This window comes from Nocardia sp. CA-120079 (genome assembly GCF_050955745.1).
Classification (GTDB): Bacteria; Actinomycetota; Actinomycetes; order Mycobacteriales; family Mycobacteriaceae; genus Nocardia.
This window is the reverse complement of record NZ_CP192088.1, coordinates 7865897-7890067: the sequence shown is the minus strand read 5'-3', so window position 1 is coordinate 7890067 and position 24171 is coordinate 7865897. Positions and strand designations below refer to the sequence as shown.

The window sequence follows — 24171 nt, the reverse complement described above, 5'->3', positions numbered from 1 at the left end:
AGCGGATTGACTCCGTCGCATTGACTCCGTCGCAGGTGGGACGAGCGGGTTCCACCCACCGCGGTTCCGGCTGAGGGCGCTCTGGGCTGAAGGCCGACAACGCGCGGCCCGGAAGCGCGGCCCATGCACTGTGGTCGGCGATACGCTGGGCATTGTCGAAAGGTAAGCGCATGGTGTCCGGTGTTCGTGCACGTGCGGAGTGGATCGCACACTTCTGATGGTCGGCGACGATCCGCCGCGGACCCGCCGTGATGTGAATATGCCCGTCTCGGTGGAGTTGAGCGCTTCCGGGTTCGAGGATGCCGAAGAGATCGGCCGCGGTGGTTTCGGTGTGGTGTATCGGTGCACGCAGGTGGCGTTGGATCGCACGGTAGCGGTGAAGGTGCTGACCGCCGAGTTGGACGAAGACAATCGGGAGCGGTTCTTCCGCGAGCAGCAGGCGATGGGACGACTGACCGGGCATCCGAACATCGTGACGGTGCTGCAGGTGGGTGTCACCGCAGGCGGGCGCCCTTATCTGGTGATGCCGTATCACCCGTTGGACTCGCTGGATGCGTGGATCCGTCGCGAGGGGGCGATGCCCGCGCAGACCGTGTTGTGGGTCGGGGTGAAGATCGCCGGCGCGCTGGAGAGTGCACACCGACTGGGGATCGTGCATCGGGATGTGAAGCCGGGCAATATTCTGCTGACCGATTACGGTGAACCGGCGTTGACCGATTTCGGTATCGCCCGCATCGTCGGTGGGTTCGAGACGGCGACGGGCATTTTGACCGCGTCCCCGGCGTTCACCGCCCCCGAGGTGCTCGGTGGCGAGACTGCGACGGCGGCTGCGGATGTCTACGGGCTGGGTGCGACGGTGTTCTGCGCGTTGACCGGGCATGCGGCGTTCGAGCGTCGCAGTGGTGAGCAGGTGGTGGCGCAGTTTTTGCGGATCACCAGTCAGCCGGTGCCGGATTTGCGGGATAGCGGTATTCCCGATGATGTGTCGGCGGTGGTGGAATCGGCGATGAACCGGGATCCGCAGGCACGCCCGTCGGCGACGGAGGTCGGCGAGGCCATCCGGCAGGTACAGCGTCACCACGGATATCAGGTGGGCGATATGGCCCTGTACGGCACACACGCTGCCGTTCCCGGTCCGCAGGAGCACATGCCGTCGATGCCGGAATCGGCCCCGCGGCAGGCCGAAGAAGGTCACGGCAGTCCCGGCGAGTTGCCGCTCGAGCTGACCAGTTTCGTCGACCGCCGCACCGAGACGGCGGAGATCAAGAACCTGCTGTCGGTATCGCGGTTGGTGACCTTGGCCGGGATCGGTGGTGTCGGCAAGACCCGGCTGGCCCTGCAGGCGGCGTCGAATGCTCGACGCGATTTTGCGGATGGTGTGCGGATGATCGAATTGGCCGACGTGCGCGACCGGGCACTGTTGGTCGATGTCGTGGCGGCCGGTATGGGCCTGCGCGACGATTCGGCTCGGCCGATGCGGCAAGTGCTGGTCGGGTTCCTGCGTTCCCAGGAGATGCTGCTTGTTCTGGACAATGGCGAGCAGATTGTGGATGCGTTGGCGGAGCTGGCCGAGGAGTTGTTGCTGGGGTGTCCGGGTGTGCGGATCCTGGTCACCAGCCGTGAGCCGTTGGATATTGCCGGGGAAGCGGTGTTGCGGGTGCGGCCGTTGGCCGTTCCGGGCGCTGGCAGTGCGCCCACGCTGCGGGGATTGCCCAAATACGATGCGGTGAGTTTGTTCGCCGAACGCGCTGCGGCGGTCGTGCCGGGTTTCGCGGTCACCGAGGAGAATAAGGCCGCTGTGGTTGGGATCTGTTCGCGGCTGGACGGGTTGCCGTTGGCGATCGAACTTGCCGCGGCGCGGATGCGCGCTATGTCGCCCGAGCAGATCCTGGAGCGGCTCGTCGATCGGTACGCGCTGCTCACTCGTGGTCGTCGCAGCGCGCCGAGGCGGCATCAGACGTTGCGGTGGTGTATCGACTGGAGCTATCAGTTGTGCACGCCGGTCGAGCAGCGGTTGTGGGTCCGGTTGTCGGTGTTCGCCGGTGGTTTCGAACTCGATGCTGCCGAGCAGGTGTGCGATGTGGGTTCAGCGGAGGATCTGTTGGACGCGTTGTCGTCGCTGGTGGATAAGTCGATTGTGCTCCGCGACGAACTGGATGGCGTCGTGCGCTTCCGGATGCTCGAGACCGTGCGTGAATACGGGCGCGAGCAGTTGCGAGAGTCCGGCGAATACCAGGATCTACGTCGGCGACACCGCGATTGGTGCGAGCGGTTGGTGCGGGATTCCGTGGCCGAGTGGATCAGTGATCGCCAGCCCGACTGGCTGGCCCGCCTCGATCGCGAGCAACCCAATCTGCGGGATGCGCTCGAGTTCTGTTTCTCCGAGGACAGTGCGGACTCGGCCGAGGCCGGGCTGCGCACTGCCAACACGCTGTTCGGGTTCTGGAGCTTTCGGGGTCTCTACGGTGAAGGTCGACGGTGGCTCGACCGCGCCCTGGCCAACCCCGACGCGGGCTCGATACCGGACCGTGTCAAAGCGCTCGAAGCCTGCATTTTTATGGCCGCGACGCAGCGGGACCTTCGATCGGCCGCTTCCCTGCTGGAGCAGGCGCGCGCACTCGCCGAGCAGGATCCCACTCCCATGAACCAAGCGCTGATCGCCTACGCCACCGGCGCCGTGGCGCTTTATCGGGATGAACCTGCTCGCGCGGTCCCCTTCTTCGAGCGTGCCGTGGAGGTGTTCAGCTCGAATCGGCGGGGATACCTCCACGTCTCTGCGTTGATGCTGCTCGGTTGGGCGCACGCAGCGCAGGGCGATATACCGCGGTCGATCGAATATCAGGAGCAAATGCTGGCCATCACCGAAGAATGCGGTGAATCGCTTTATCGGTCGACTGCGCTGTGGGGGTTGGGCATTGCCGCATGGCAGCAAGGCGAGCGCTCGCGCGCACAACTGCTGCTGCGGGAATCGCTGCGAGTCAACCGGCGGATACGCAGCCCTGTCGTCGCGGCGTTCGATCTCGAGGGACTGGCCTGGACCCTCGCAGATGGCGATGGTGAGCGCGCGGCCGTGCTGATGGGGGCAGCGGAGAATCTGTTGAGAGCCTCCTCCGGGTTTTCTGTCTTCCCGCAGCTGTCTCACGTTCACGACGAATGCGAGCGCATGGTGCGTCGCGCGCTCGGGGAGCGACGATTCGACGTCGCGTTCCGGCGCGGCCGGTCCATGGGGCACAACGCTGCGGTGACCTACGCCCTGGGGGAGTCGACAACCGCCGCCGCGCCCGCTTCCCACCTGACAATCACCAAGCGCGAACGGCAAGTCGCAGACCTTATTGCCCAGGGACTCACCAATAAGCAGATCGCCGCGAAATTGGTGATCTCGCTACGCACCGCGGAGGGGCATGTGGAACATATCCTGAGCAAACTCGGATTCACCTCCCGCGCCCAGATTGCGGCCTGGATCGCGGACGAAGCCCAGCGCGAGAGTTCCGCATAGGACTTGTGCTGAGCATCTGTGGCGGATGTCCTGTGTGGCGCACATTGCACGGCTGTGCAAGCTTAACTAGGAGTCTGAGTTCCCTGCGTTGTTCGACTCGAAGTCGCCGATGCCATTCCCAGCCGGACCACCCATCTACCGTAACTATGCTGCTGCAAGGACCCTGTCATGACCACGCCGTTGACTCGCCTGGATTTGAACCTGCTGGTGTCACTGTTGGCGTTGCTGGAGGAACGTAACGTCACTCGCGCCGGCCAGCGACTGCACATCTCGCAGCCGGCGATGAGTTCCGCGCTTGCGTGCCTGCGTCGCCACTTCGACGACGAACTGCTGAGCCGGTGCGATCACGAGTACGTATTGACGCCGCTGGCACGCCGTCTGTTGCCGGTATTGGCGCTCGGCTGGCTAGCGTCACGGTGGCGTGGTCGGCGAGTTCGGTGGCGATCTGTACGGCGGAGTTTCCGGCGCCGACCACGACGACGTGCTGGTCGGCGAAGTCGACGGGTGTGCGGTAGTTGCTGGCGTGGATGATTCGCCGCTGAAGCGGTCTTGCCCGGGCAGGGGCGGGAGGTGGGGCGTGCTGAAGGTTCCGGTGGCGGCTATCAGGCGTGGGGCGGTGAAGTTGTCGCCGGTGCTGGTGTGCACGGTGAATCGGTCGGCGATGTAGTCGACGGTGTCGACGTGTTGGCCGGTGTGGATGTCGGCGTCGAGGGTTCGGGCGTAGGTAGTCGATGACTTCGTCTCGGTGTGGGTAGCGGTCTGGTGGACCGGGGAACGAAAGTCCGGGTAGGGAGCTGTATTTGGCGGGCGAGAAGAGCGTGAGGCTGTCGTAGTAGTGCGGCCAGGAGCCGACGGGTTCGGCGCTGGCTTCCAGCAGTGCCACGGTGTGGCCTGCTCGGCGTAGATGGTGTGCGGCGGCGAGTCCGGATTGGCCGCCGCCGATGACGATGGCGTCGTAGTTGTGGGGTCAGACCGTGCCCCTGTCGGTGGCCGGGAGCGGGGCAGCTGATGGGATATCGTGCCCGCCAGCATGTTTGGCGTGCCACTGGTCCACTAGGCCCAAGGCCGCGCAGTTTGGGGTTCTGCCCGGTTGTCAACCGGGCAGGATATGAATGCTGACCTGGGTTTTGTAGATGTTGCGGTCGATGTCGCCCTTGGCGCGGTGTTTGGAGATGGCACGTTTGACGATGCGGGGGCTGGTGCGTGCGCGGCGTGGGGTCAACGGGCTGGTCCGGATTGCGTGGCCGATCGTGCCGATGAGGTCGATCGTGGTGTCGTTGATGATCCCGGCGGCGTGGATCAGTTGGTCGCGTGCGGTGTGCATGGCGACGGTGAAACTTCCGCGGTCCGCGGAAAAATCACCTGTGGCCAGGGCGGTATCGGCGATGACGGTGCGCAGCGCCTGGTAGGTGATGAGCAGGGCGTAGACCTCTTGGCAGACCCCGGCCGGGGTGCGGGCACGGAGTACCCGGCCACCGAGCATGGTCGATTTCAGTTCGAAATAGCTGGTTTCGATCTCCCACCGCTGATGATAAAGAGTCACCAATTCCTGTGCGGGGTAACGCTTCTCGTCGGCCAGGCTGGTGATCAGCCGATACCGCTCGACCCGCCGGGGCCCACCGGCGCAGCAGACGGCGATCTCGGCGTCGATGACCCGCACCGTCGCCGCGCCGGCGCGGGTCAGCCACGACCCGTCGCCCAGCCGCGCGATCGCGGGGACGCGCCGGTTGAGTTTGGCGCGGATCAACAGATCCGCGCCGGTGCCGGTGATCTGCTCGATCAACGCCGTGACGGCGAAGTTCCGGTCGGCCAACAGCAGCATGCCCGGACGCAGACACCCGAAAAGGCGTGGCGCATAGGCTGTTTCGGCGACCCGCAGGGGTCCGAACACGACATCGACGACGGTGCGGGTGCCACAAGCCACCACTGCCAGCAACCGCAGCATCGGGTAACCGGCCTGGGCGTGACCACCGCCGTGACGACCGAACGCGGCCACATTGTCTGGGCTGTCGGGCACGAACACACTGGTGCCGTCGATCGCGCACACCAACAGACCCCGCCACCGCACCGCACCGACGGCAGGCCCGCGGACCAGGTCGAACAACGCTTTCAGGGGTTTGGGCCCGACCCGGCGCAGCGCCTGCGACAACGCCGAGGAACCCGGACACCCCCTCGGACTGCCGGGCAGCCCGGCACACAACCGCGCCCACACCTGCCGATACCCAATCCCGGTGAACAACGCCCCGGCCAGCAGCAAATACACCACCACCCGCGAGGGCAGCAGCCGCACCCGCGACTGCACCGCGCCCGACGCCTCCAGCGCCGCATCGACCAGGTCGAACGACACGATCCGGGTCAGTTCCCCCAGATGACCCGGCGCGAATACACCCGCGGCTACCATGCCGCGTCGGTTGATGACAGACTGATCCGACAGCGGAGCTCCCAGTGAAGAGTTGTCTTGGAGTGACAAACCTCTTCTACCAGGCGCTCCGCTGTCCTACGTCACGGCATACCAAGCCCCACACCATCATTCGATTGACACACCAACTGAACCGCTAACTGCGCGGCCTTGCCACTAGGCCGCCGGGGCTCTCGGCGGCTGCACACGACCCGTCGAGGGGTCGGGCAGCACAACAAGAATCCTGCGCTCGCCGTCCGGGGAAGAACGGTGTGACGCCGCTCGTCGTAGGATCGGATGTTTTCGATCAGAGTTGATAACTGTCGATGTCGAACGCGAGCTGGGGTTCGCCGCCCGCATTGGTGAAGGCGGTGAGCGCCCGCACCAGCCCGGATCGGTCCCGCTCGGACATCCGTTCCACGACGGTGGCGATTTCGTTCCGTCGATGGTCGGTCACCCGGTCGACGACTCGATGTCCGAGCGTGGTCAACTCGATGATCAGCTCGCGGCGCGAATCGGGATTGGGTTTGCGGTTCACCAGCCCCGCGGTGACCAGTCGGTCGACCATGCGGGCCGCCGTCGACGGCTGAACATTGAGCGATTGAGCGAGCGTGACGACCTTGGACGGTCCCCGGGTCGACAGGATCACCAGGGTCCGGAATTGGGGGATGGTGATGGATTCGTCGACGAGTGCGATCGAGCGCGCGGACATGGCGACGAGCAATCGGGACGCGGCCAGCAGCGCATCGGTGATCTCGTCGGCCGACTCTCCGACCACTGTGTCTTTCGCCATCGCGACCACCTCCACCGACTCCGTGTGTACCTATCTTTCTATCGTGCCGCGCGCGCCCTGCTCGCGGGTATCCGGATCGCCGTGGTGCCGGTACAGAACTCAGGCAAACCACAACTGTTGCATACTGCTCTTATCCGGTAGGGTCCACGACTCGTGGTAGTTCGCACATCGCCCGAGGCTCGAATGGACGTGTGCCGGTGGGGATTCGTCACCATCGTCGGCGTGGTCGCGGGGTATGCGTCGGTGCTGCTGGCCAATCCGCGCCACTTCTATACCGACGACACCGAATCGCAGTACGGGCCCATGTGGGTCATGCTGGGGCGGCACCTGCATCAAGGGCGGTTCCCGGCATTGGTGCCGTGGGAGTGGATGTCGGGCAATTACTCCCTGGAGGAGGCGGGACTCTACAACCCGCCGCAGTTGCTGGTGGACTGGTTCGCGCCAGAGGTGGACAACCTGGCGCTGTATGTGACGGTCGTGAAGCTGATCTTCTCGATCATCGCCGCATTGGGCGTATTTCGGGTGTGTCTGGCCTATGGGGCGCGCACGCCGTGGGCCGCGGTGGCGGGCGTGGCTTTCCCGCTGTCGGGATGGTTCCTGTTCTTCGACGAATCCAGTTGGGCCACTTCGCTCACCGGCACCGCGTGGATGTTGCACGCGTGGGCCTCGGCCGTGCGTTATGTGCGTGTCGAGTCGGAAGACAGGCGCTGGTGGAACGGGCCGATTCCGGTGTTCGTGTTCCTGTACTTGGCCATCTCGGTCCAATACGTTTTTCCCGCGGTCGAAGCCGCGCTCATGATCGTGGCGGTGGTTGTCGGGGAGGTGGTGTACCGGCGAGCATGGGGGCCTTCGCTGCGGCTGCTGGCCGTGGCGGCCTGCGCGGGCCTGGCGGGACTGGAAACCTATCTACCGGGGATGCTTTCCTCATCGGTGACGTGGCGCGGCAACCAGCGCGTCCTCAACGAGGACTTCTTGAATGTGGGCTGGTCGGAATCGCTGAACGCCAGCCTGCCCAGCACCGTTCCGGCCTTCACCGGCTGGTGGGGATACGTGCAGCCGATCCCCATGGTCTACATCGCCTGGTTCCTGATTCCGTTGCTGGCTTTCATCGATTGGGCCGCCGTGCGGCGGTCGTGGCGCGAGTTCGCCGGGGCGGGCCTGTTCGCGCTCATGTTCCTGATGTGGACCGCGGGGCCGGGGCGCATCGGTCCGTTGCGTTGGCCCGCCCGAGTGCTGCCCATGCTGGCGGTCGGCCTGCTGGTGCTGGTGTGTGTATTGCTGTCCCGATACGGGAGTTTCGCCGACTGGCGACGCCGGGGCGTCGCGGTCGCGGTGCTGATCGGGTTGCTGTTCGTCCGATCCTTCAGCGCGGCGCCGCATCTGGTGCTGCGGCATCTGGGAGCGGTGGCAGTCGTGGCCGTGCTCACCGCGGCGCTGGTGTGGCTGGCGCGTACTCGTGGTGTGGCGGCGGCCTGCGTGCTTGCCATAGCGGCCATGTTCCCCATCGCGTACTACCAGGTCGCGGCGCAAGCGCCGACACCTTTGTCGTATCACTTCCCGGAACGGCGTTCGGACGTGCGTGCGGTGTTCCCGCATTTCGACGGCGTCACACTGCAACTCGGCGACCGCGCCTTGGTGCCGCCCGCCGAACAGAGCCTCGACCGAGCCTGGGGTTCGCTGGCGTTCGGCAACTACGCCAAGAACATGGGGCTGGAATACGTCAACGCCTACACCCCGATCGGCTACCGGAAGTTCAGCAAGCTGTTGTGCATGGGCTGGGACGGCAGCACCTGCCCGGCAGCGTTCGGCGCGGCCTTCTCGGTCGAACCGTCCACCGGGCGAACCTATGTCGACCTGATGAAGGTGGATCGTGTTGTGCTGCAACGTGCCCAGTATCCGGACGCGGGCAACCATCCCGCCCCACCAGGGTGGAAATTTGTCGATTCCCCCGGTCACGAACGCGACATATGGGTGCTCGAACGCGAGGACGGCCCGATCTCCACCAGCGCGGGTCCCGCCGACGCACAGGGCGTCACCTTCACCCAGGTCGGCCGCGACAGTGTCAGCAGCCACTTGCGGGTCGACTCGGCCGAAGGTGGGCGGCTGGTGTTCGCCCGGCTGGCCTGGCCCGGCTATCGCGTCACCCTCGACGGGTTCGACATCGGCTTCCACCGTGTCGCGAATACCTTTGTCGCCGTGGATATCCCGCCTGGCACCCGCGGTAGCGACCTGATCGTGGCTTGGCGGCCGCCGGGCTGGAAGATCGGCATCGCCACCGCCCTGGCCGGACTGTTGGGTCTTGGCCTGCTGCAGTGGTCACACCGTCGCGAGCGCCGTCGGGGCGGCGGCATCGACGCCGACACGGCCGTGGAACAGTTCGGTCCCGAGACCGAGCCCTCGACGGCCCCGGTACTCGTCTGATCATCCGAGCCCGGGTGCGGGGTCTTCGATCACGGATGCCGCAACCGGGATCGCATGTATACGACAACTATTGCATACTGCATGCTATTGCTCGACGGGGCCACGCAAAACAGGCTCCGAATCTCTCTCGGCTCGCACCGGACGCTTCCCGGCTGGCTGCGGGAGAGCTCGGCGGGCGTCCAGGTCATGGCTGTCGGCGTCGGCGTGGTGACAGGCGTCGCGGCAGTGGCGTTCCGGTTCCTGATCAGCGCGGCCACCCGCCTGTTCACCGGTTACGACGACTACTCCGGGCTCGGCCGGATCACCTGGGCCCATTGGCCCGCACTCGGCTGCTGGTTCCTGCTGCTGGCCCCGGTCGCGGCCGGTGCGATCTACGGGCCGATCGTGTACCGGTTCGCGCCGGAAACGCGCGGGCACGGTGTACCCGAAGTGATGTACGCGGTGACCGAACGCGGCGGACGCATCGCGCCGCAGGTGGTCGTGCTCGAGGCGGTGGCCTCGGCGCTGTGTATCGGCGGGGGCGGCTCGGTGGGCCGGGAAGGGCCGACCGTGCAGATCGGATCGGCCGCCGGATCGGCCGTCGCACAGCTGATTCGGCTCGATACCCAGCGTGTGCGACTGCTGGTGGCCTGCGGCGCGGCGGGCGGTATCGCCGCGACCTTCAATGCACCGCTGGCCGGGCCGTTCTTCGCCATGGAACTGATCCTGCGCGACTTCGCCGCCGAATCCTTCGGCGCGATCGTGCTGTCCAGCGTAACCGCGAGCGTGGTGGGCCGGGCCGTCCTCGGCGACCAGGCGTTTCTGACCCTGCCGGTCTTCGCGGTCCGCAACCCCGTCGAATACCCGCTGTACCTGCTGCTCGGCTTGGCGGTGGGGATCGTGGGCGTGTGCTTCTCGAAGGTGCTGTACCTGATCGAGGATCTATGCGACTGGGCCTGGCGCGGTCCCGAATGGGCGCGCCCCGCCGTCGGCGGACTGCTGCTGGGCGGACTGCTCATCGCCCTGCCGCAGATGTACGGCGTCGGATACCCCGTGCTGGAAACGCGGTCGAGGGCAAGTACCTGCTCGGCATGCTGGCACTGCTGCTGGTCGGGAAGATAGTGGCCACCAGCCTCACGATCGGTATCGGTGGCTCCGGCGGGGTCTTCGCGCCCACTTTGTTCATCGGTGCGATGGCCGGTACCGCATTCGGTGAGATCGCGCACCAGATCCTGCCCGGCGCAAAGGAATCCCCCGGTGCGTACGGTTTGGTCGGGATGGCCGCGGCGCTCGGCGGGGCGACCCGCGCTCCCATTACGGCGGTCATCATCCTGTTCGAACTCACCGGCGAGTACCGCATCATCCTGCCCCTGATGGCCGCCGTCGCAATGGCCACAGCGGTGTCGCGGCTATTGTCGAAAGACACCATTTACACGCGAAAACTGCTGCGCCGCGGCGACGTCGCCATCGCACTCGCGGGCCACGGCGGCACCGGGCTTCCCGTGGTCGATTCCGACCACACCGCCGTGATCGGCTGGATAACCACGAAGACCTGCTCGCGGTCCTACACCCGAAACCGGGCCGGTAGCGCGCTCATCTGGATCGACTGCGGCAGAGCCGATGTCAATGCGGAGAACATACCGACGGACAGGGCTGGCGCCGTTGCGGCGGCTCGGTGGTGCCGGGCTGGGGGATGGCCTGTGCGGCTGGCGCGGATGGTTTTTGTGGTGGACTCAGATGAGTGTTGAGCCAGCCGAACGCTGTGGGATACATCGCCCGCCAGGTCCCCCAATTGTGGCCGCCGTCATCGACGATCAGCGGCGGCGCGACCTGCGTCGGCGCCTTCGCGTCGGCGACCAGCGCTCGGGCATTGGCGGGTGTGCTGGACGGGTCGCGCCGGCTCGTCGCCACCAGCAGCGCAACCGGCGCTCCAGTGCCGACAAGGCGAATCGGGTCGTTGAGCCGACGCAGCGTCCGGCTCGGCACGACATCGGGATCGCCGTGAAAGTCGTCGGGGCTGAACGCGAGTCCGGTGGCGAACTGTGCCGGATACCGCAGTGGCAACGTGATCGCGCAGAAGCCACCGGTCGAGTCCCCGGCCATCGCCCACCCGGAGGCTTCGCCGATCGCACGAAAATGGCCGGTAACCAGATTGCGCACGTCCTGGGACAGCCATGTCGCAGTCTGCGCGCCGCGGGGCATGTCGGCACAGTCGGTATTTCCACCGGGATCGACCCGTGGCATGACCAGAATCGCTGGCGCCAGTTGACCTTTGCGCATCATCTCGGCCTGCCCGGTGGTGACGCGGCCGCCCTTGATCCATGCCTGCGGCGTTCCGGGAACTCCGTGCAACAACATGATCACCGGGAAACGCTCGCCGCGGTACTCGGGCTGGTCGTATTGCGGTGGCGTCCAGACCAATACCCGCCCCCGAAGACGCGACCGAGGGCCGCGGTATTCAGCGGCGCTGACCCGGTCACCAAGGTCGTGGAAGATGGCGGCGCCGGATGACCCGCCCGACGAGGTGTCGTCGGCGGCCGGTTCGCCGAGCAGATCATTCCACGAGCTGTAGAGAGCAAAATTGTCATTGACCCACAGCCCCAGTACCGCGACCGCGGTCGCCTGACACATGCCGATCATCAGCAGTCGAGTCAGCCAGCGCACCGAGCGCGGGCCGCGCACCGAATTCCAGGCCGACAGAGTGATCACAACCGCGGCGAGAGCCGCGGCGATCACGGTGTAGAAAAGCCAATCGCCGGTCAGGCTCATCGAATCGTCGTGCGGCGGCCTTCATCCGCCATCGTATCCCGTTGCGCCACGGCGATTCCGCGAGCGGAAACAGGCATCGAGCACAGGGGACCTCGTGCCGGAGCGTCGTGCGTCACGGAATCGGAGGCTACCGGATCAACGCCTAGTGCAACAGTTGCGATATGCCGCCTTTGGCCTCCGATGGAAGGTGCTCCCGGTCGCGGCAGGATCGGCACGGCCGTGCGATGTCAGCATCGATAGATTCGGCAGAGCGTGGTTTCGAACAACTATTGCGGCAATGGTTGTGCGGGTAGCGCCACGCCTTCAGATACAAGCATGCTGCAACTATTGCAGAGTGCCATCGATTGATGTTATTTTGGGCATACGCCCAAGGTGATCGTCCAATCGGAGGTCTGGTGGCAACCGCAGCCGAACAAGGTCGACAGACCCGTGCCCGCCTGATGGCAGCGGCGATCGAACTCGTCGCCGAATATGGCTGGGGCGCGGTGAGTACGCGCATGGTGGCCGAGCGCGCCGGGGTGCGTCCCGGGGTGGTGCACTATCACTTCCACTCGGTAACCGACCTGTTGATCGATGCGTCGGTGTCTGCCGCGCGGCGGGAGTACGAGTCGGTGATGGCCGGTGTGCTGGCGCTGCCTGGGCCGGAGGCGATGCGCGGGATGCTCGCCGCCATCGCCTCGTATACAGCGGCCGATCCGGTCACGGTGGCGATGACGGAGATGATGCTGGCGGCCACGCGACACGAACGGCTGCGTATCGAGCTCGGCCGATTGCTGGCCGAGGCGCGGGCGGCGATGGCGAATTGGTTCCGCGCCAACGGCGTGGTGACCGATCCCGAAGCGACGGCTGTGGTGGTCGCGGCGCTGCTGGACGGACTCATCCTGCATCGCCTGATCGATCCGAGTCCGGGCGCGGTGGATGTGACCGGCCCGCTGCTTCGTGCGGCGGGGTTGACCGAAAACCAAGCGAGCGAGGCGAAGTCGGATGGATCGGACGGATGCGAGCGGTGATGCTCGCCGCCGCGGCGGCATAACGCTGCGGGGCGTGAATAAGACCTACGGCACGGGCGAGGCCGCGGTGCACGCGTTGACCGATGTGGACCTCGACGTCGGACCGGGCGAGCTGGTCGCGGTCCTGGGGGCGAGCGGTTCGGGGAAGACCACACTGCTCAATGTCATCGGTGGCATCGAAGCGCCCGACTGCGGTTCGATCGTTGTCGCGGGGCGCGATATCTCGGGCCGGAGCCCGGCTGCGCTGGGGGAATTCCGGCGCGATCACGTGGGATTCGTATTCCAGTTCTTCAACCTGATCCCGACCCTGACCGCGCGTGAGAACGTCGAGGTGATCGTCGAGTTGACCGGCCGTGGCGATCGCCGCCGCGTGCGGAGGCTGCTGGCCGCGGTCGGACTCGCCGACCGTGCCGATCGCTTCCCGTCGCAGCTGTCGGGTGGGCAGCAGCAGCGCGTCTCGATCGCGCGGGCGCTGGCGACTGATCCGGACCTGCTGCTGGCCGATGAGCCGACCGGCGCGCTGGACGTGGCCACCGGGCAGGGCGTGCTCGAACTTCTGCAGCAGACCAGCCGGGCCGGTCGCGGTGTTGTCATGGTCACCCACAACGAGGCGGCAGCGAGCATCGCCGATCGGGTGATCCACATGCGCGACGGTCGTGTCGTCGCCGACGAGGTGAACACGAATCCGGTTGCCGCCGCGACCATTCGGTGGTGAGTGCGATGTTCATGGTGTCGAACCGGGTGCTCGCGAAGAAGATTCTGCGCGATCTGCGCCGTCGAGGCGCGCAGGTCGCGGCGATCGCGGTCACCGTGCTGCTCGGTGTGCTGCTGTTCGTGGCCAGCTACGACTCCTTCCGTAACCTCGAAACCTCCTACCAGCAGACCTACGCTCGCCTGCACTTCGCCGATTTCACCGCCACCGGCGCAGATCCGGTGCGGATCGCCGACGCTGTGCGCGGGGCACCTGGCGTGGCGCGCGTTGCCGTGCGCACCCAAGCCGATACGGCGATGTCGATCGGCGACACGAAACTGCTCGGCAGGATCGTGGGCCTGACCGAGCCCGCGGGTGTGAACGAGATCAGCCTGGCCGCGGGGAGATTGCCGGATCCGGCCCATCCGGACGAAGTGGTGGTCGAGCATCACGCGGCGCAGACATTCGGCCTGCACGCGGGTAGTCAGGTGCGCACCTTCGACGGCACGAGCTGGCATACCGTCACGGTCTCGGGCATCGCCTGGTCACCGGAGTACCTGTGGCCGGCCCGCAGCCGCCAGGAAGTGCTCGGCGACCCGCACGGCTTCGCGGTCGTGTTCGCCCCCCAAAACGACGTGGCGCGCTTGTCCGGACGTCCCGGGCCCGACCAGACCCTCGTCGAAATGAATTCCGGGGCAACGGCATCCGAGCACGCCCAGGTCACCCGGTTGCTGCGTGACGCCGGGGCCCTCGACGTGCAGACCAAGGCCGATCAGCCGTCCAACGCGGCCCTGCACGAGGATCTCAGCGGCTTCTCCGAACTCGCGGTCGCCTTCCTGGCGCTGTTCCTCGTCGCGGCGGCTGTCGCGGAATATGTGTTGATCACCAGGCTCGTGCTCGCTGAGCGGCCGATCATCGGGACGATGCTGGCAATGGGCGCACGCCGACGTACGGTCGTCGGCCATTACGTCGGCTACGGGCTGGGAATGGTGCTCGCGGGCACGGTGTTCGGTGTGCTCGGTGGGTTTCTCGCCACCTCGGCGGTGACCGCCGCCTACACCAAGGCGGTCGGGATTCCCGACACCGTTGTCGATCACCGGCCCTCGACCGCGATCGTCGCCGTGCTGCTCGGCTTGCTCACCGGAGTGGCGGCGGGTCTGGCCCCGGCGGTGGCCGCGGCGCGCATCGCGCCCGCCGCGGCAATGCGCGGCGACGCCCTGCACCCCGCGCGCCCAGATAGATGGTCCCGGTCGAGCACGCACTGGCACCGCGTACCCGTGGTGGCACGAATGACGGTGCGCTCCTTGGCGCGCGGCCGTCGCCGCACGGTGGCGACGATGACCGGCACCGTACTCGCCCTGGTCCTGATCCTGGCCTCGGTCGGCTTGCTCACCAGCATGCGCTCGGCATTGCACATCCAATTCGACGAGATCGAACGCGAGGACGCCACGGTGATCACCTCGAGTCCGTCGGACGAGCTTGCCGCCCAACTGCGTTCCATATCCGGCGTCACCACCGTCGAGCCCACCGGTCTCACGCCGGTGACCTTGTCCGCCGGTGGGCGTTCGTATTCCACGACGCTGACCGGATTGGTGCCCGACACCACGATGCACGGTTTCCGCGCACCCGGTGGCGGCAGCGTGCGGTTGCCCGACACCGGCATCCTCGCCGGGGCCGCGGCGGCGAAGCAGCTCGGCGTCTCGGTCGGCGATATTCTCACAGTCACACCTACGGCCGGTAGGCCGAAAGCCGAGCAGTTGAAGGGCCTGCTCGATGAACCGCTGGGAACCTACGCCTACGCCACGGACGCGACCGTCACCGACATCGGCGGCACCGGACTGCACGGCTACCTACTACGTTTTACCGCGAACGCTAATCGAGACGCCTTGCGCGCCACGGTAACCGAGCTGCCCGGCGTCATCGCTTACAGCGACTCCCACGCCATGCAGGACCAGATCGACCGGTTCCTCGGGCTGTTCTGGGCGTTCATCACAGCGATGCTGATCTTCGGCACGGTGCTCGCCTTCACGGTCATCTACGTGACCGTGACGGTCAACCTCGCCGAACGCACCACCGAACTGGCCACCCTGCGCGCGGCAGGCGTGCCCTTGCGCAGGCTCACCGCGTCGCTGGCCGCGGAAAACCTCACCGCGACACTGCTGGCCGTCCCGATCGGACTGGCCGCCGGATATTTCGCGGCCTGGGCATTGCTGCGCTCGTTCACCAGCGACATGTTCACCTTCGGACTCGCCTTCGGCGACGCCGCGCCCGTGCTCGCCGTCGTGGCGGTGCTGGCAGCCGCCGGACTGTCACAGTTCCCGGCGGCACGTCTGGTCCAACGCATCGACATCGCTCACGTCGTGCGCGAACGAGCCCAATGACACCCGATACCATCGACGAAGGAGCATGAGCAATGGACTCTCCCAGCCGAACCGAAAGATTCGGCGCTCGCGCGCTGCGAACCCGATGGGTGGTTCGAGCACCGATAAACCTCTATCGGGTCGGCCTCGGATTCCTGTTCGGATCGCGGCTGCTGATGTTGGAGCACACCGGGCGACGGACCGGCGCCCGCCGATACGTCATCCTGGAGGTGGTCGATCACCCCGAATCCGCTATGTACGTCGTGGTTTCCGGATTCGGCGTCGGCGCCCAGTGGTACCGCAATATCACCGCGAACCCGCACGTGCTGATCTCCACCGGATTCCGCCGCAAGGTGGCCGCGATCGCGACACCGATGACAACCGACGAATCCGCGCTGGCGCTCGCACGCTACATCGACCACCATCCCAAGGCGTGGACCAGGTTGCGCGGCACCATCGAAGCCGCCACCGGTTCACCGGTGGATACCCTCCCCATGGTTCGACTGGTCACCGGATAGCTTGTGCCCCGGGCCAAGGCATCGGTGTGCCATGACGTCGGGATTGATCGCGACCGCTCTAACCGTCACCCCGTCTGCTGCGCGCGGGACTGCGCTTGTACTGGGTGCGGCAGAAACGGCCCGGCCAGATAAGGAACGCCGGCCGCGCGGGCCAAGGTGCCGGTGGGGGCGGTGAGGTTGGGGCCGACGACACCGCCGAGGGGGGTGGCCACCAGCACGGTGGACACGGCCCGGCTTCTTCGGGATGTGCGTGCGCCGCGCCGAGCGAAACCGATACCGCTCCAAGCGCATTGCTGCGGTCGATCTTGTTCAGCGACATGCCGTCCAATCGGGTAGGACCGGCGGATCAACGCCAGCCGGTGGCGGTCAGCAGTGCGAGACTGCTGGCCGCCAGTATCACGGCGAGGGTGCCGCCGAACAGTAGTGGTCGTGCACCTGCGGTGCGGAGCTGTTGCCAGGTGAGGGATGTGCCGATTGCGGCGAGGACGGCGGCGATGAGCCAGGCGCTGAGCTGCCCGAGTGGTGCGGTCCAGGAGCGGGGCACGATGCCGAGGCCGGAGATGACCGATGCGGCGAGGAACAGCACCACGAAGAGCGGGAAGCTCTGCCGGAGTGGGGTTTTCGCGCTGCCGGAGCTGCGGCGGGTGAAATGCAGGCCCAAGCACATCGGGACGATCATGAGACTGCGGATGAGTTTGACGATCACCGCGAAATGCGCTGCCGCCGAGCCGAATATTACGCCTGCCGCCAATACCGAGGAGGTGTCGTTGATGGCGGTACCCGCCCAGAGACCGAATGCCTCTTGGGACAATCCGAGCAACCGCCCGAGAGGCGGATACACGAGTACCGCAACGATATTGAAGACGAAGATCGTGCCGAGCGCGTATGCGACCCGCTCTTTGTCCGGCTTGATGACCGCGGTGGCTGCGGCGATCGCGGACGCGCCGCAGATCGTCGTCCCGACCGCGACCAGAGTCGCCGAATCACGGTCCAGCGCAAGCATTCTGCCGACGACGAGTGCGGCGACCGCCCCGACGATCAGTGTGCCGACAAGCACTGTGGCGGTCTGCCGTCCAACGGTGAGCACCGACCCGACGGGCAACCCGAGACCGAGCAGCACGATCGCGATGCCGAGCAATCGTTGACGTATCAGGGCGAGACCGGGCGCGAACATCCCGGTCTCCATCACCGATCGACGTCGGAGGGCACCGATCACGGCTCCGCCGAACAAGGCGATGATCGGCGCGCCCACCATCGGTAACACCCGGCCCGACCCCGTGGCGGCACCGGCGACCGCGGCGGCGAGCACGATCCCGGGAAGATTTCGGCGTAACCAGGTCATATTTCTCACGATCACGGCCCGGTTGCCCCGCCGGTAGACCACGATCCGCAAGCAGCTCATCAGCGATGCTGATGGGTCTGGACATGCCGCGACGCGATGATCGGCTCATAATCGGGCGATGACCTTGCCGCCGGGAACGCCCGATCTGGACGTGCTCGACCTATTGGTCTCCGTTGCGGAGCTGGGCAGTCTCGGCGCGGCCGCACGACGCCACGGCATCACCCAACCGGCCGCTAGTATGCGGATCAGCGCGCTGGAACGTCGCGCGCGGGTGCGATTGCTCGACCGCGGTCCGACCGGTTCGGTACTGACCGACGCGGGCCGGGTTGTCGTCGGTCACGCCCTGCCGGTGCTCGCTGCCGCCCGGTCTCTGGTCGCGGGTATGGCCGCGTTGCAGGCCATCGATATTCCGCGGCTGCGCGTCGCGGCTTCGAAGACGATCGCCGATCATCGGATTCCGCAGTGGCTCAATGCGTTGCGTGCCGCCTGTCCGGATGTGCTGGTGGCGCTGGAGGTGGAGAACACCCGGCAGGTCGTGGCACTGGTCCGCGACGGCGAAGCGGACCTCGGCTTCGTGGAGGGGCCGCATCCGCCGCACGGTCTCGGCAATCGGGTGCTCGGAGCCGATGACTTGGTGGTGGTCGTCGCGCCGGAACATCCGTGGGCGCTTCGCCGCGAACCGGTGACCCTGCGCGAACTTGCCAGCACGGCGCTGCTGTGGCGTGAACCGGGATCGGGGACCAGGGAGACCGTCTGGGAGATACTCAGCACGGCAGGTCAGCCCGCGGCGCCTGCGGCGGAACTCGGCTCCGCGGTGGCGATCACCGCCGCCGCGTGCAGTGGTGTCGCGCCTGCGGTGCTGAGCCGGTTGATCGCCGCGCCCGCCTTGTCGACGGGGGCGCTGGTGGAGGTCCAGCTGGCGCCCCCGGTGATGTTGACCCGCAAGTTCCGCGCCATCTGGCGCCGCCGGACTCCGCCCGCTGGCGCGGCCGAGATTCTGGTCGAATACGCCGTGCGGATGGGATCGGTCACCTCGACCGGCTGGTGATACACCACGCTCGGCCAGTATTTGCGCAGGTGACAGGGTTGCGTCGCGGATGCTAACTGGCGTAACCATCTGGTAATCGCGGGGAGCGTCGCGCGTAATCATCGGTTTCCAGCATTTGCGGCATGACAGGCAGAACGTACTCGGGACATCAGACCCAGGCGGGCATCCCGGATCGGCGCATCGCCGGCGGTGGTTCGCCGGTCACGCGTTACAGCGCCGGTAGGCGTTCGGCACCGGCGCGCCGCATCAGCGACATTCTGCGGGCGCGCATCCGCAGCGGCGTCTATGGCAATCGTCCGCTACCGGCGGAGGCGCAGTTGGCCGCCGACTTCGCCACCAGCCGCAATATCGTGCGCGACGCATTGGCGTTGCTGCGCGATGAGGGTTTGGTCGACCGGGTTCCCGGCGCGGGCACCTTCGTTGTCTCGGACAAGGCGGTGCAGGGGCTCGACAGGTTGCGCGGCCTGGCCGAGACGTTCGAAACCGGCAGCGATCGCGTCGTCAACCGGGTACTGCTCGCCGAGGTCGTGCCCGCGACGCCGATCGTGGCCGAGCGGCTCGAGCTCGAACCCGCGACACCGGTGGTGGCGCTGGAGCGGATCCGCTACCTCGACGGCGCCCCACTATCCCTGGACGCCTCTTACCTGACCGCCGATGTCGGTGCGCCGCTGCTGGATCTGGACCTGACCGGATGCGACGTATTCGGTTTGCTGGAGGCCGAACTCGGGCTGCCGCTCGGCTCGGCGGCGGTCTCCATCGAAGCGGTCGCGGCCGATCCGACCGTCGCCGAACTCCTCGAAGTCCGGCCTGGCTCCCCGCTGCTGTTCCTGGAACGGCTCACCTACACCGACTCCGGTCGGCCCATCGACCTCGAATACGTCCGCTATCGCGGTGACCGCTTCTCGCTGTCGGGCCGACTGCACCGCATCCCGGTCACACCGAATCGCGGTGTGACCGAACCGAACGAAAGGGGTTGATCTGCGATGTCCATGGATATCCCACCTGTCGCGCAGCGCCGGGAGTTGAGCTGCGACGTCCTCGTTGTCGGCGGCGGCACCGCAGGCACGATGGCCGCACTCACCGCGGCAAAACAAGGCGCGAATGTCCTGCTGCTGGAGAAGGCGCATGTGCGGCACTCCGGCGCGCTGGCCATGGGGATGGACGGCGTGAACAACGCGGTGGTTCCTGGCAAGGCCAGCCCCGAGGACTATGTCGCCGACATCACCGTCGCGAACGACGGAATTGTCAACCAGCGCACCGTCTATCAGACCGCCACCCGCGGCTTCGAGATGGTGCAGCGGCTGGAGAGCTATGGAGTCAAGTTCGAGAAGGACGAGCACGGTGAATACGCCGTGCGCAAGGTGCATCGCTCCGGCAGCTATGTGCTGCCGATGCCGGAGGGGCGCGATGTGAAGAAGGTGCTCTATCGCACCCTGCGCGCCCGCGACGTGCGCGCCAAGGTGACGATCAGCAATCGAGTGATGCCGGTCCGGGTGCTCACGGTCGGCGGGCGCGCGGTCGGTGCGGTCGGATTCGATACCCGCACCGGTGAATTCGTCACGATCTCGGCGGGCTCCGTTATCCTCGCCACCGGTGCCTGCGGCAGGCTCGGCCTGCCCGCGAGCGGCTATTTGTACGGCACCTACGAGAATCCGACCAATGCCGGCGACGGCTACGCGATGGCCTATCACGCGGGTGCGGAACTGTCCGGTATCGAATGTTTCCAGGTCAATCCGCTGATCAAGGATTACAACGGCCCGGCCTGCGCGTACGTCGCGAATCCCTTCGGCGGCTACCAGGTCAACGCCGAGGGCAACCGTTTCGTGGATTGCGACTACTGGTCCGGGCAGATGATGGCGGAGGTCAAACGGGAACTCGACAGTGCGCGCGGGCCCATCTATCTGAAGCTCAGCCATCTGCCGGACGCCACGATCCAGCAGATCGAGGGCATCCTGCACACCACCGAGCGCCCGACCCGAGGCACCTTCCACGCCGGGCGCGGCACCGACTATCGAACCAGCGATATCGAGATGCACATTTCCGAGATCGGCTTGTGCAGTGGACATTCCGCTTCCGGAGTGTGGGTCGACGAGTCTGCCGCGACGACGGTGCCCGGGCTGTACGCGGCGGGGGATATGGCGCTGGTCCCGCACAACTACATGATCGGGGCCTTCGTCTACGGCGATATCGCGGGTCAGAGTGCAAGCGAATACGCCAAGGGCGCGGTGCGTCCGGAGTTGCCCGAGGATCAGATCGAGGCCGCGCACGCGCTCATCTACCGGCCGCTGAGCAATCCGGACGGGCCGCCGCAACAGCAGGTCGAATACAAGCTGCGTCGCTTCGTGAACGACTATCTGCAACCGCCCAAGGCACACCGGTATCTGACCCTCGGCCTGGAGTCGTTCGAGCGCATGCATGGCGATATCGCGCAGATGGGCGCGCACACACCGCACGAGTTGATGCGCTGTGCGGAGGTGACGTTCATCCGCGATTGCGCCGAGATGGCCGCGCGTGCCTCCCTGCGGCGCACCGAAAGCCGCTGGGGCCTCTACCATCAACGCGCCGACTGGCCGCAGCGCGATGACGCGGAATGGTTCTGCCATCTCAACTTGTTCCGTGGCGAGTCCGGCGCGATGGAGTTCACCACCCGGCCCGTCGCCCCGTACATCGTGCCGGTGCCGGGTTTCGTCCGCCCGGATGGTGTCGCCGATGTCGCCGCTCCGGTACTGGTCGGCGCGTGGGGTGGCAGATGAGTACGCGACTGTTGCGGCTGATGGATATGGCCGAGCAGTGGCCCGAACTCGACGAGCTGCACCCCTTTCTCACCGACCCGGATCCGGAGGTCAGGCGTACCGCGCTCTCGGTGCTCAGTGAGACCACCGAGGAGTGGGAGCAGGCCTCGCCGTTGATCGCGGCCGGGTTGTCCGATTCCGACGTGACCGTCCGTCACGCGGCCATCGGCTTGCTGACCGAACTGCTCGAGGTACTCGTTCCCGGCGCGGAATTCGATGCGGCACTGCGCGTTTGTGTATTCGCGGCCGAACCCGCGGTGCGGTCGGCGGCGATCGAGGCGCTGTGGCGGCACCGTCGCAGCGACGCGGCCGAACTGTTCGGGTGGTTCGCCGATCCGAATGCCGAGGTGCGCCGGACCGTCGTCGGCGGACTGACCTCGGTGGACGCATTGCGTGAACTCGACGCGGCCGCCGCAGACCCGGCCCAGCTGGTCCGCATCGCGGTCGCCAAAGGTATAGCGGCAGTGGGCGATCCACGAGGCACTACCACCCTGATCGGGTTGGCCCGCGATACCGACCCATTGGTCCGCGCCGCCGCGCTGACCGGATTGGCGCGCACCGGATGCGGTGACGAGGCGGCGGCCATCGCCGCCGCAGGGATCGGCGATCCGGCCTGGCAGGTCCGCCAGGGCGCGGCGATCGCACTCGCCGTCGCCGATCCGGAAATCGCCGCACCGCACCTGATCTCGGTGGTTACCGACGACAACCTCGATGTCCGCAAGGCTGCGGTGCGCGCGCTCGCCGAGCGGATCGCCGAACGGCCCGAGGTCGCCACTGCGCTCCGCTCGGCCATGCAAGACCCGGACGCCGATGTCCGCGCCTTCGCCCGCATCGGCATTGCCAACTCTGGAAAGGAAATCTGATGGCCCAGGTCAACACTCGAATCGACGTGCCCGTCACCGTCGATGAAGTCAAATGTATCGACGGCTGCACACTGTGCGTCGATATGTGCCCGCTGGATTCACTCGCGATCCACCCCGACTCCGGCAAGGCGTACATGCACGTCGATGAATGCTGGTACTGCGGCCCGTGCGCGGCGCGCTGCCCGGTTGGAGCCGTGACCGTCAACATCCCCTACTTGCTGCGCTGACCGCGGGCGGAGGACATCACAATGAGGACACCACGCGGGAAGATCCGGCGTTCGGTCGCACTGTTGCTCGGCGTCGCGACCGCCGTGACCGTCGTCGCAGGCTGTGGCTCGGCGAATGACGGCAAGACCGTCACGGTCAGTATCGGTTACCAGTCCAAGACGATCAATACCGTCACCGCGGGCACGCTGCTGCGCGATCGGGGCACCTTCGAAACGAAGCTGGCCGAACTCGGGAAGCCGAAAGGGGTGACCTACAAGGTCGAATGGAAAGACTTCGCCGCCGGACCGCCGCTGACCGCGCAGATGCTTGCCGGCCAAGTGGATATCGGCTCGATGGGTGATGCACCCATCCTCGTCAACGGATCGAAGACCCGCGGCCACGACGACGTCAAGTCCGAGCTGATCGCGGTGACCGGCTACAACCTGCGCGGTTCGCTGAATCAGATTGTCGTGCCAGTGAATTCACCCGCCGCCACCCTGGCCGATCTGCGCGGCAAGGTCGTCTCGACCAGCGTCGGTTCGGCCGCGCACGGCATGCTCGCCACCGGTCTGTCCGGCGCGGGCCTGACCTTGGACGATGTGAAGCTGCTCGGCCAGGACCCCGCGGTCGGGGCGTCGGCATTGCAGGGTGACCAGGTATCCGCGTTGGCGCAATTCGTGCCCTGGCCGCAGAAGCTCGTGTTCGACGGCAAGGCGCGATTGCTCTATGACGGAGGCAGCGCGAAAATCCCGACCTTCCACGCGGTGGTCGCGAACAAACGCTTCGACACGAACAATCCGGATATCGTCAACGCCTTCCTGGCGGCCCAGCGCGAAACCTCCGACTACCTCAATCACAATCCGCTGGCCGCCGCGCAGCGCGTCGCCGAGATCACCGGGATACCTGCGGAGGTGGTCTACCTCTACAACGGACCCAACGGGCTGGTGAGTTTCGACCCCACCATCAAGTCACAAGAGGTCGACGCGCTCGGCACGCTGCTGCCGTTCCTGAAGGGACTCGGCGCCCTCGCTGATCTGGATCTCGGTGAGTTCGTCAACGACAGCTATGTGCGGGCGCTGTACGGGGCGGACTATGACGCCCAGCGCGCTTCGACGGTCGCACCGAGCCCGCTGGTCGGTACCGACACCGTCTGCGGCGGTGCCGTCGACAACCCGGCGACCGCCTCGGAGGTGTGGTTCAAGGGCGAGCAGACCACCGCGGTCGCCAAGACCCCGGCCTGCCTGCTCCGCCTGATCGCCCAGCGTGGCAGTGAAACCGGCGCCGCCTACGTGCCCGACACCGCATCGGGCGTCCGTATCTTCGCGGCCACCGCCACATGGGTGCGCGATCCGGCGGCCGGGCCGGATGAACAGCTGCGGCCATTTGCGATCGAGGCCGATGCCAAGTCCTATGCCAGCGCCCATCCCGGCAGTGCCGTCATCGACTACCAGGCGGCGTTGCTCGCTCGATAGCAGCGGGGTCGC

15 protein-coding genes and 6 pseudogenes are annotated in these 24171 nt (G+C 66.5%); 13 read left to right on the top strand and 8 right to left on the bottom strand.

Going from position 1 to position 24171, the window contains the following annotated elements; genetic code table 11:
• Positions 1 to 217: 217 nt before the first annotated feature.
• Together ACQPYR_RS35960 and ACQPYR_RS35955 are read left to right on the top strand one after the other, a co-directional pair.
• Positions 218 to 3496 (top strand): protein kinase domain-containing protein, encoded by a 3279-nt coding sequence (locus ACQPYR_RS35960; RefSeq protein ID WP_433635334.1) that lies wholly within the window; start codon positions 218 to 220, stop codon positions 3494 to 3496.
• A 168-nt stretch (positions 3497 to 3664) separates the two neighbouring features.
• Positions 3665 to 3856 (top strand): annotated as a pseudogene (locus ACQPYR_RS35955) (LysR family transcriptional regulator); the annotation flags it as partial.
• Positions 3857 to 3911: 55 nt separating this feature from the next.
• Here the strand turns inward: ACQPYR_RS35955 and ACQPYR_RS35950 are convergent.
• From ACQPYR_RS35950 to ACQPYR_RS35930, 5 genes and pseudogenes are all read right to left on the bottom strand, one after another.
• Positions 3912 to 4025: pseudogene (locus ACQPYR_RS35950) on the bottom strand (NAD(P)-binding domain-containing protein); the annotation flags it as partial.
• Between the two features lie 71 nt (positions 4026 to 4096).
• A pseudogene (locus ACQPYR_RS35945) lies at positions 4097 to 4195 on the bottom strand (hypothetical protein); the annotation flags it as partial.
• A 148-nt stretch (positions 4196 to 4343) separates the two neighbouring features.
• Positions 4344 to 4439, bottom strand: a pseudogene (locus ACQPYR_RS35940) (NAD(P)-binding protein); the annotation flags it as partial.
• A 150-nt stretch (positions 4440 to 4589) separates the two neighbouring features.
• A complete protein-coding gene (locus tag ACQPYR_RS35935; protein WP_433621300.1) occupies positions 4590 to 5897 on the bottom strand; it encodes an IS4 family transposase in 1308 nt (435 codons plus the stop codon).
• A gap of 304 nt (positions 5898 to 6201) precedes the next feature.
• Positions 6202 to 6687 carry a MarR family winged helix-turn-helix transcriptional regulator gene (locus ACQPYR_RS35930; protein ID WP_433623513.1) on the bottom strand — a complete coding sequence of 162 codons (486 nt, stop codon included), beginning with the start codon at positions 6685 to 6687 and terminating at the stop codon, positions 6202 to 6204.
• Between the two features lie 183 nt (positions 6688 to 6870).
• Here ACQPYR_RS35930 and ACQPYR_RS35925 point away from each other — a divergent pair, with 183 nt between their 5' ends.
• Both ACQPYR_RS35925 and ACQPYR_RS35920 read left to right on the top strand, forming a co-directional pair.
• Positions 6871 to 9108, top strand: coding sequence for a hypothetical protein (locus ACQPYR_RS35925; RefSeq protein ID WP_433635333.1), 2238 nt, complete (start codon positions 6871 to 6873; stop codon positions 9106 to 9108).
• 54 nt (positions 9109 to 9162) lie between these two features.
• A pseudogene (locus ACQPYR_RS35920) lies at positions 9163 to 10436 on the top strand (chloride channel protein); the annotation flags it as partial.
• A 274-nt stretch (positions 10437 to 10710) separates the two neighbouring features.
• Here the strand turns inward: ACQPYR_RS35920 and ACQPYR_RS35915 are convergent.
• Positions 10711 to 11856 carry an alpha/beta hydrolase gene (locus ACQPYR_RS35915; protein WP_433623511.1) on the bottom strand — a complete coding sequence of 382 codons (1146 nt, stop codon included), beginning with the start codon at positions 11854 to 11856 and terminating at the stop codon, positions 10711 to 10713.
• 395 nt (positions 11857 to 12251) lie between these two features.
• Here ACQPYR_RS35915 and ACQPYR_RS35910 point away from each other — a divergent pair, with 395 nt between their 5' ends.
• The 4 genes from ACQPYR_RS35910 to ACQPYR_RS35895 are packed head-to-tail and all read left to right on the top strand — an operon-like array spanning position 12252 to position 16435.
• Positions 12252 to 12866 (top strand): TetR/AcrR family transcriptional regulator, encoded by a 615-nt coding sequence (locus ACQPYR_RS35910; protein ID WP_433623509.1) that lies wholly within the window; start codon positions 12252 to 12254, stop codon positions 12864 to 12866.
• Entirely contained in the window at positions 12841 to 13581 is a 741-nt protein-coding gene (locus ACQPYR_RS35905) for an ABC transporter ATP-binding protein (RefSeq protein ID WP_433623507.1), read from the top strand. The genes ACQPYR_RS35910 and ACQPYR_RS35905 overlap by 26 nt, the downstream gene beginning before the upstream one ends.
• Positions 13582 to 13586: 5 nt before the next feature.
• Positions 13587 to 15938 carry an FtsX-like permease family protein gene (locus ACQPYR_RS35900; protein WP_433635332.1) on the top strand — a complete coding sequence of 784 codons (2352 nt, stop codon included), beginning with the start codon at positions 13587 to 13589 and terminating at the stop codon, positions 15936 to 15938.
• A gap of 32 nt (positions 15939 to 15970) precedes the next feature.
• A complete protein-coding gene (locus ACQPYR_RS35895) occupies positions 15971 to 16435 on the top strand; it encodes a nitroreductase family deazaflavin-dependent oxidoreductase (protein ID WP_433623505.1) in 465 nt (154 codons plus the stop codon).
• A gap of 65 nt (positions 16436 to 16500) precedes the next feature.
• Here ACQPYR_RS35895 and ACQPYR_RS35890 read toward each other — a convergent pair whose 3' ends face one another.
• Together ACQPYR_RS35890 and ACQPYR_RS35885 are read right to left on the bottom strand one after the other, a co-directional pair.
• Positions 16501 to 16662: a hypothetical protein gene (locus ACQPYR_RS35890; RefSeq protein ID WP_433623503.1), complete on the bottom strand. Its 162-nt coding sequence runs from the start codon at positions 16660 to 16662 to the stop codon at positions 16501 to 16503.
• A 119-nt stretch (positions 16663 to 16781) separates the two neighbouring features.
• On the bottom strand, positions 16782 to 17777 hold the full coding sequence (locus ACQPYR_RS35885; RefSeq protein ID WP_433623501.1) for a YeiH family protein: 996 nt from the start codon (positions 17775 to 17777) through the stop codon (positions 16782 to 16784).
• A gap of 118 nt (positions 17778 to 17895) precedes the next feature.
• Between ACQPYR_RS35885 and ACQPYR_RS35880 the strand changes: the two genes are divergently transcribed.
• From ACQPYR_RS35880 to ACQPYR_RS35860, 5 genes and pseudogenes are all read left to right on the top strand, one after another.
• The gene (locus ACQPYR_RS35880; protein WP_433623499.1) at positions 17896 to 18825 is read left to right on the top strand and encodes a LysR family transcriptional regulator; all 930 of its coding nucleotides are present in this window, start codon (positions 17896 to 17898) and stop codon (positions 18823 to 18825) included.
• A gap of 122 nt (positions 18826 to 18947) precedes the next feature.
• Positions 18948 to 19802, top strand: coding sequence for a GntR family transcriptional regulator (locus tag ACQPYR_RS35875; protein ID WP_433623497.1), 855 nt, complete (start codon positions 18948 to 18950; stop codon positions 19800 to 19802).
• Between the two features lie 12 nt (positions 19803 to 19814).
• Positions 19815 to 22480, top strand: a pseudogene (locus ACQPYR_RS35870) (fumarate reductase/succinate dehydrogenase flavoprotein subunit).
• Positions 22480 to 22707 (top strand): 4Fe-4S dicluster domain-containing protein, encoded by a 228-nt coding sequence (locus tag ACQPYR_RS35865; RefSeq protein ID WP_357313342.1) that lies wholly within the window; start codon positions 22480 to 22482, stop codon positions 22705 to 22707. Before ACQPYR_RS35870 ends, ACQPYR_RS35865 begins: the two are co-directional and overlap by 1 nt.
• Positions 22708 to 22728: 21 nt before the next feature.
• Positions 22729 to 24159: an ABC transporter substrate-binding protein gene (locus tag ACQPYR_RS35860; RefSeq protein ID WP_433623494.1), complete on the top strand. Its 1431-nt coding sequence runs from the start codon at positions 22729 to 22731 to the stop codon at positions 24157 to 24159.
• Positions 24160 to 24171: the final 12 nt, after the last annotated feature.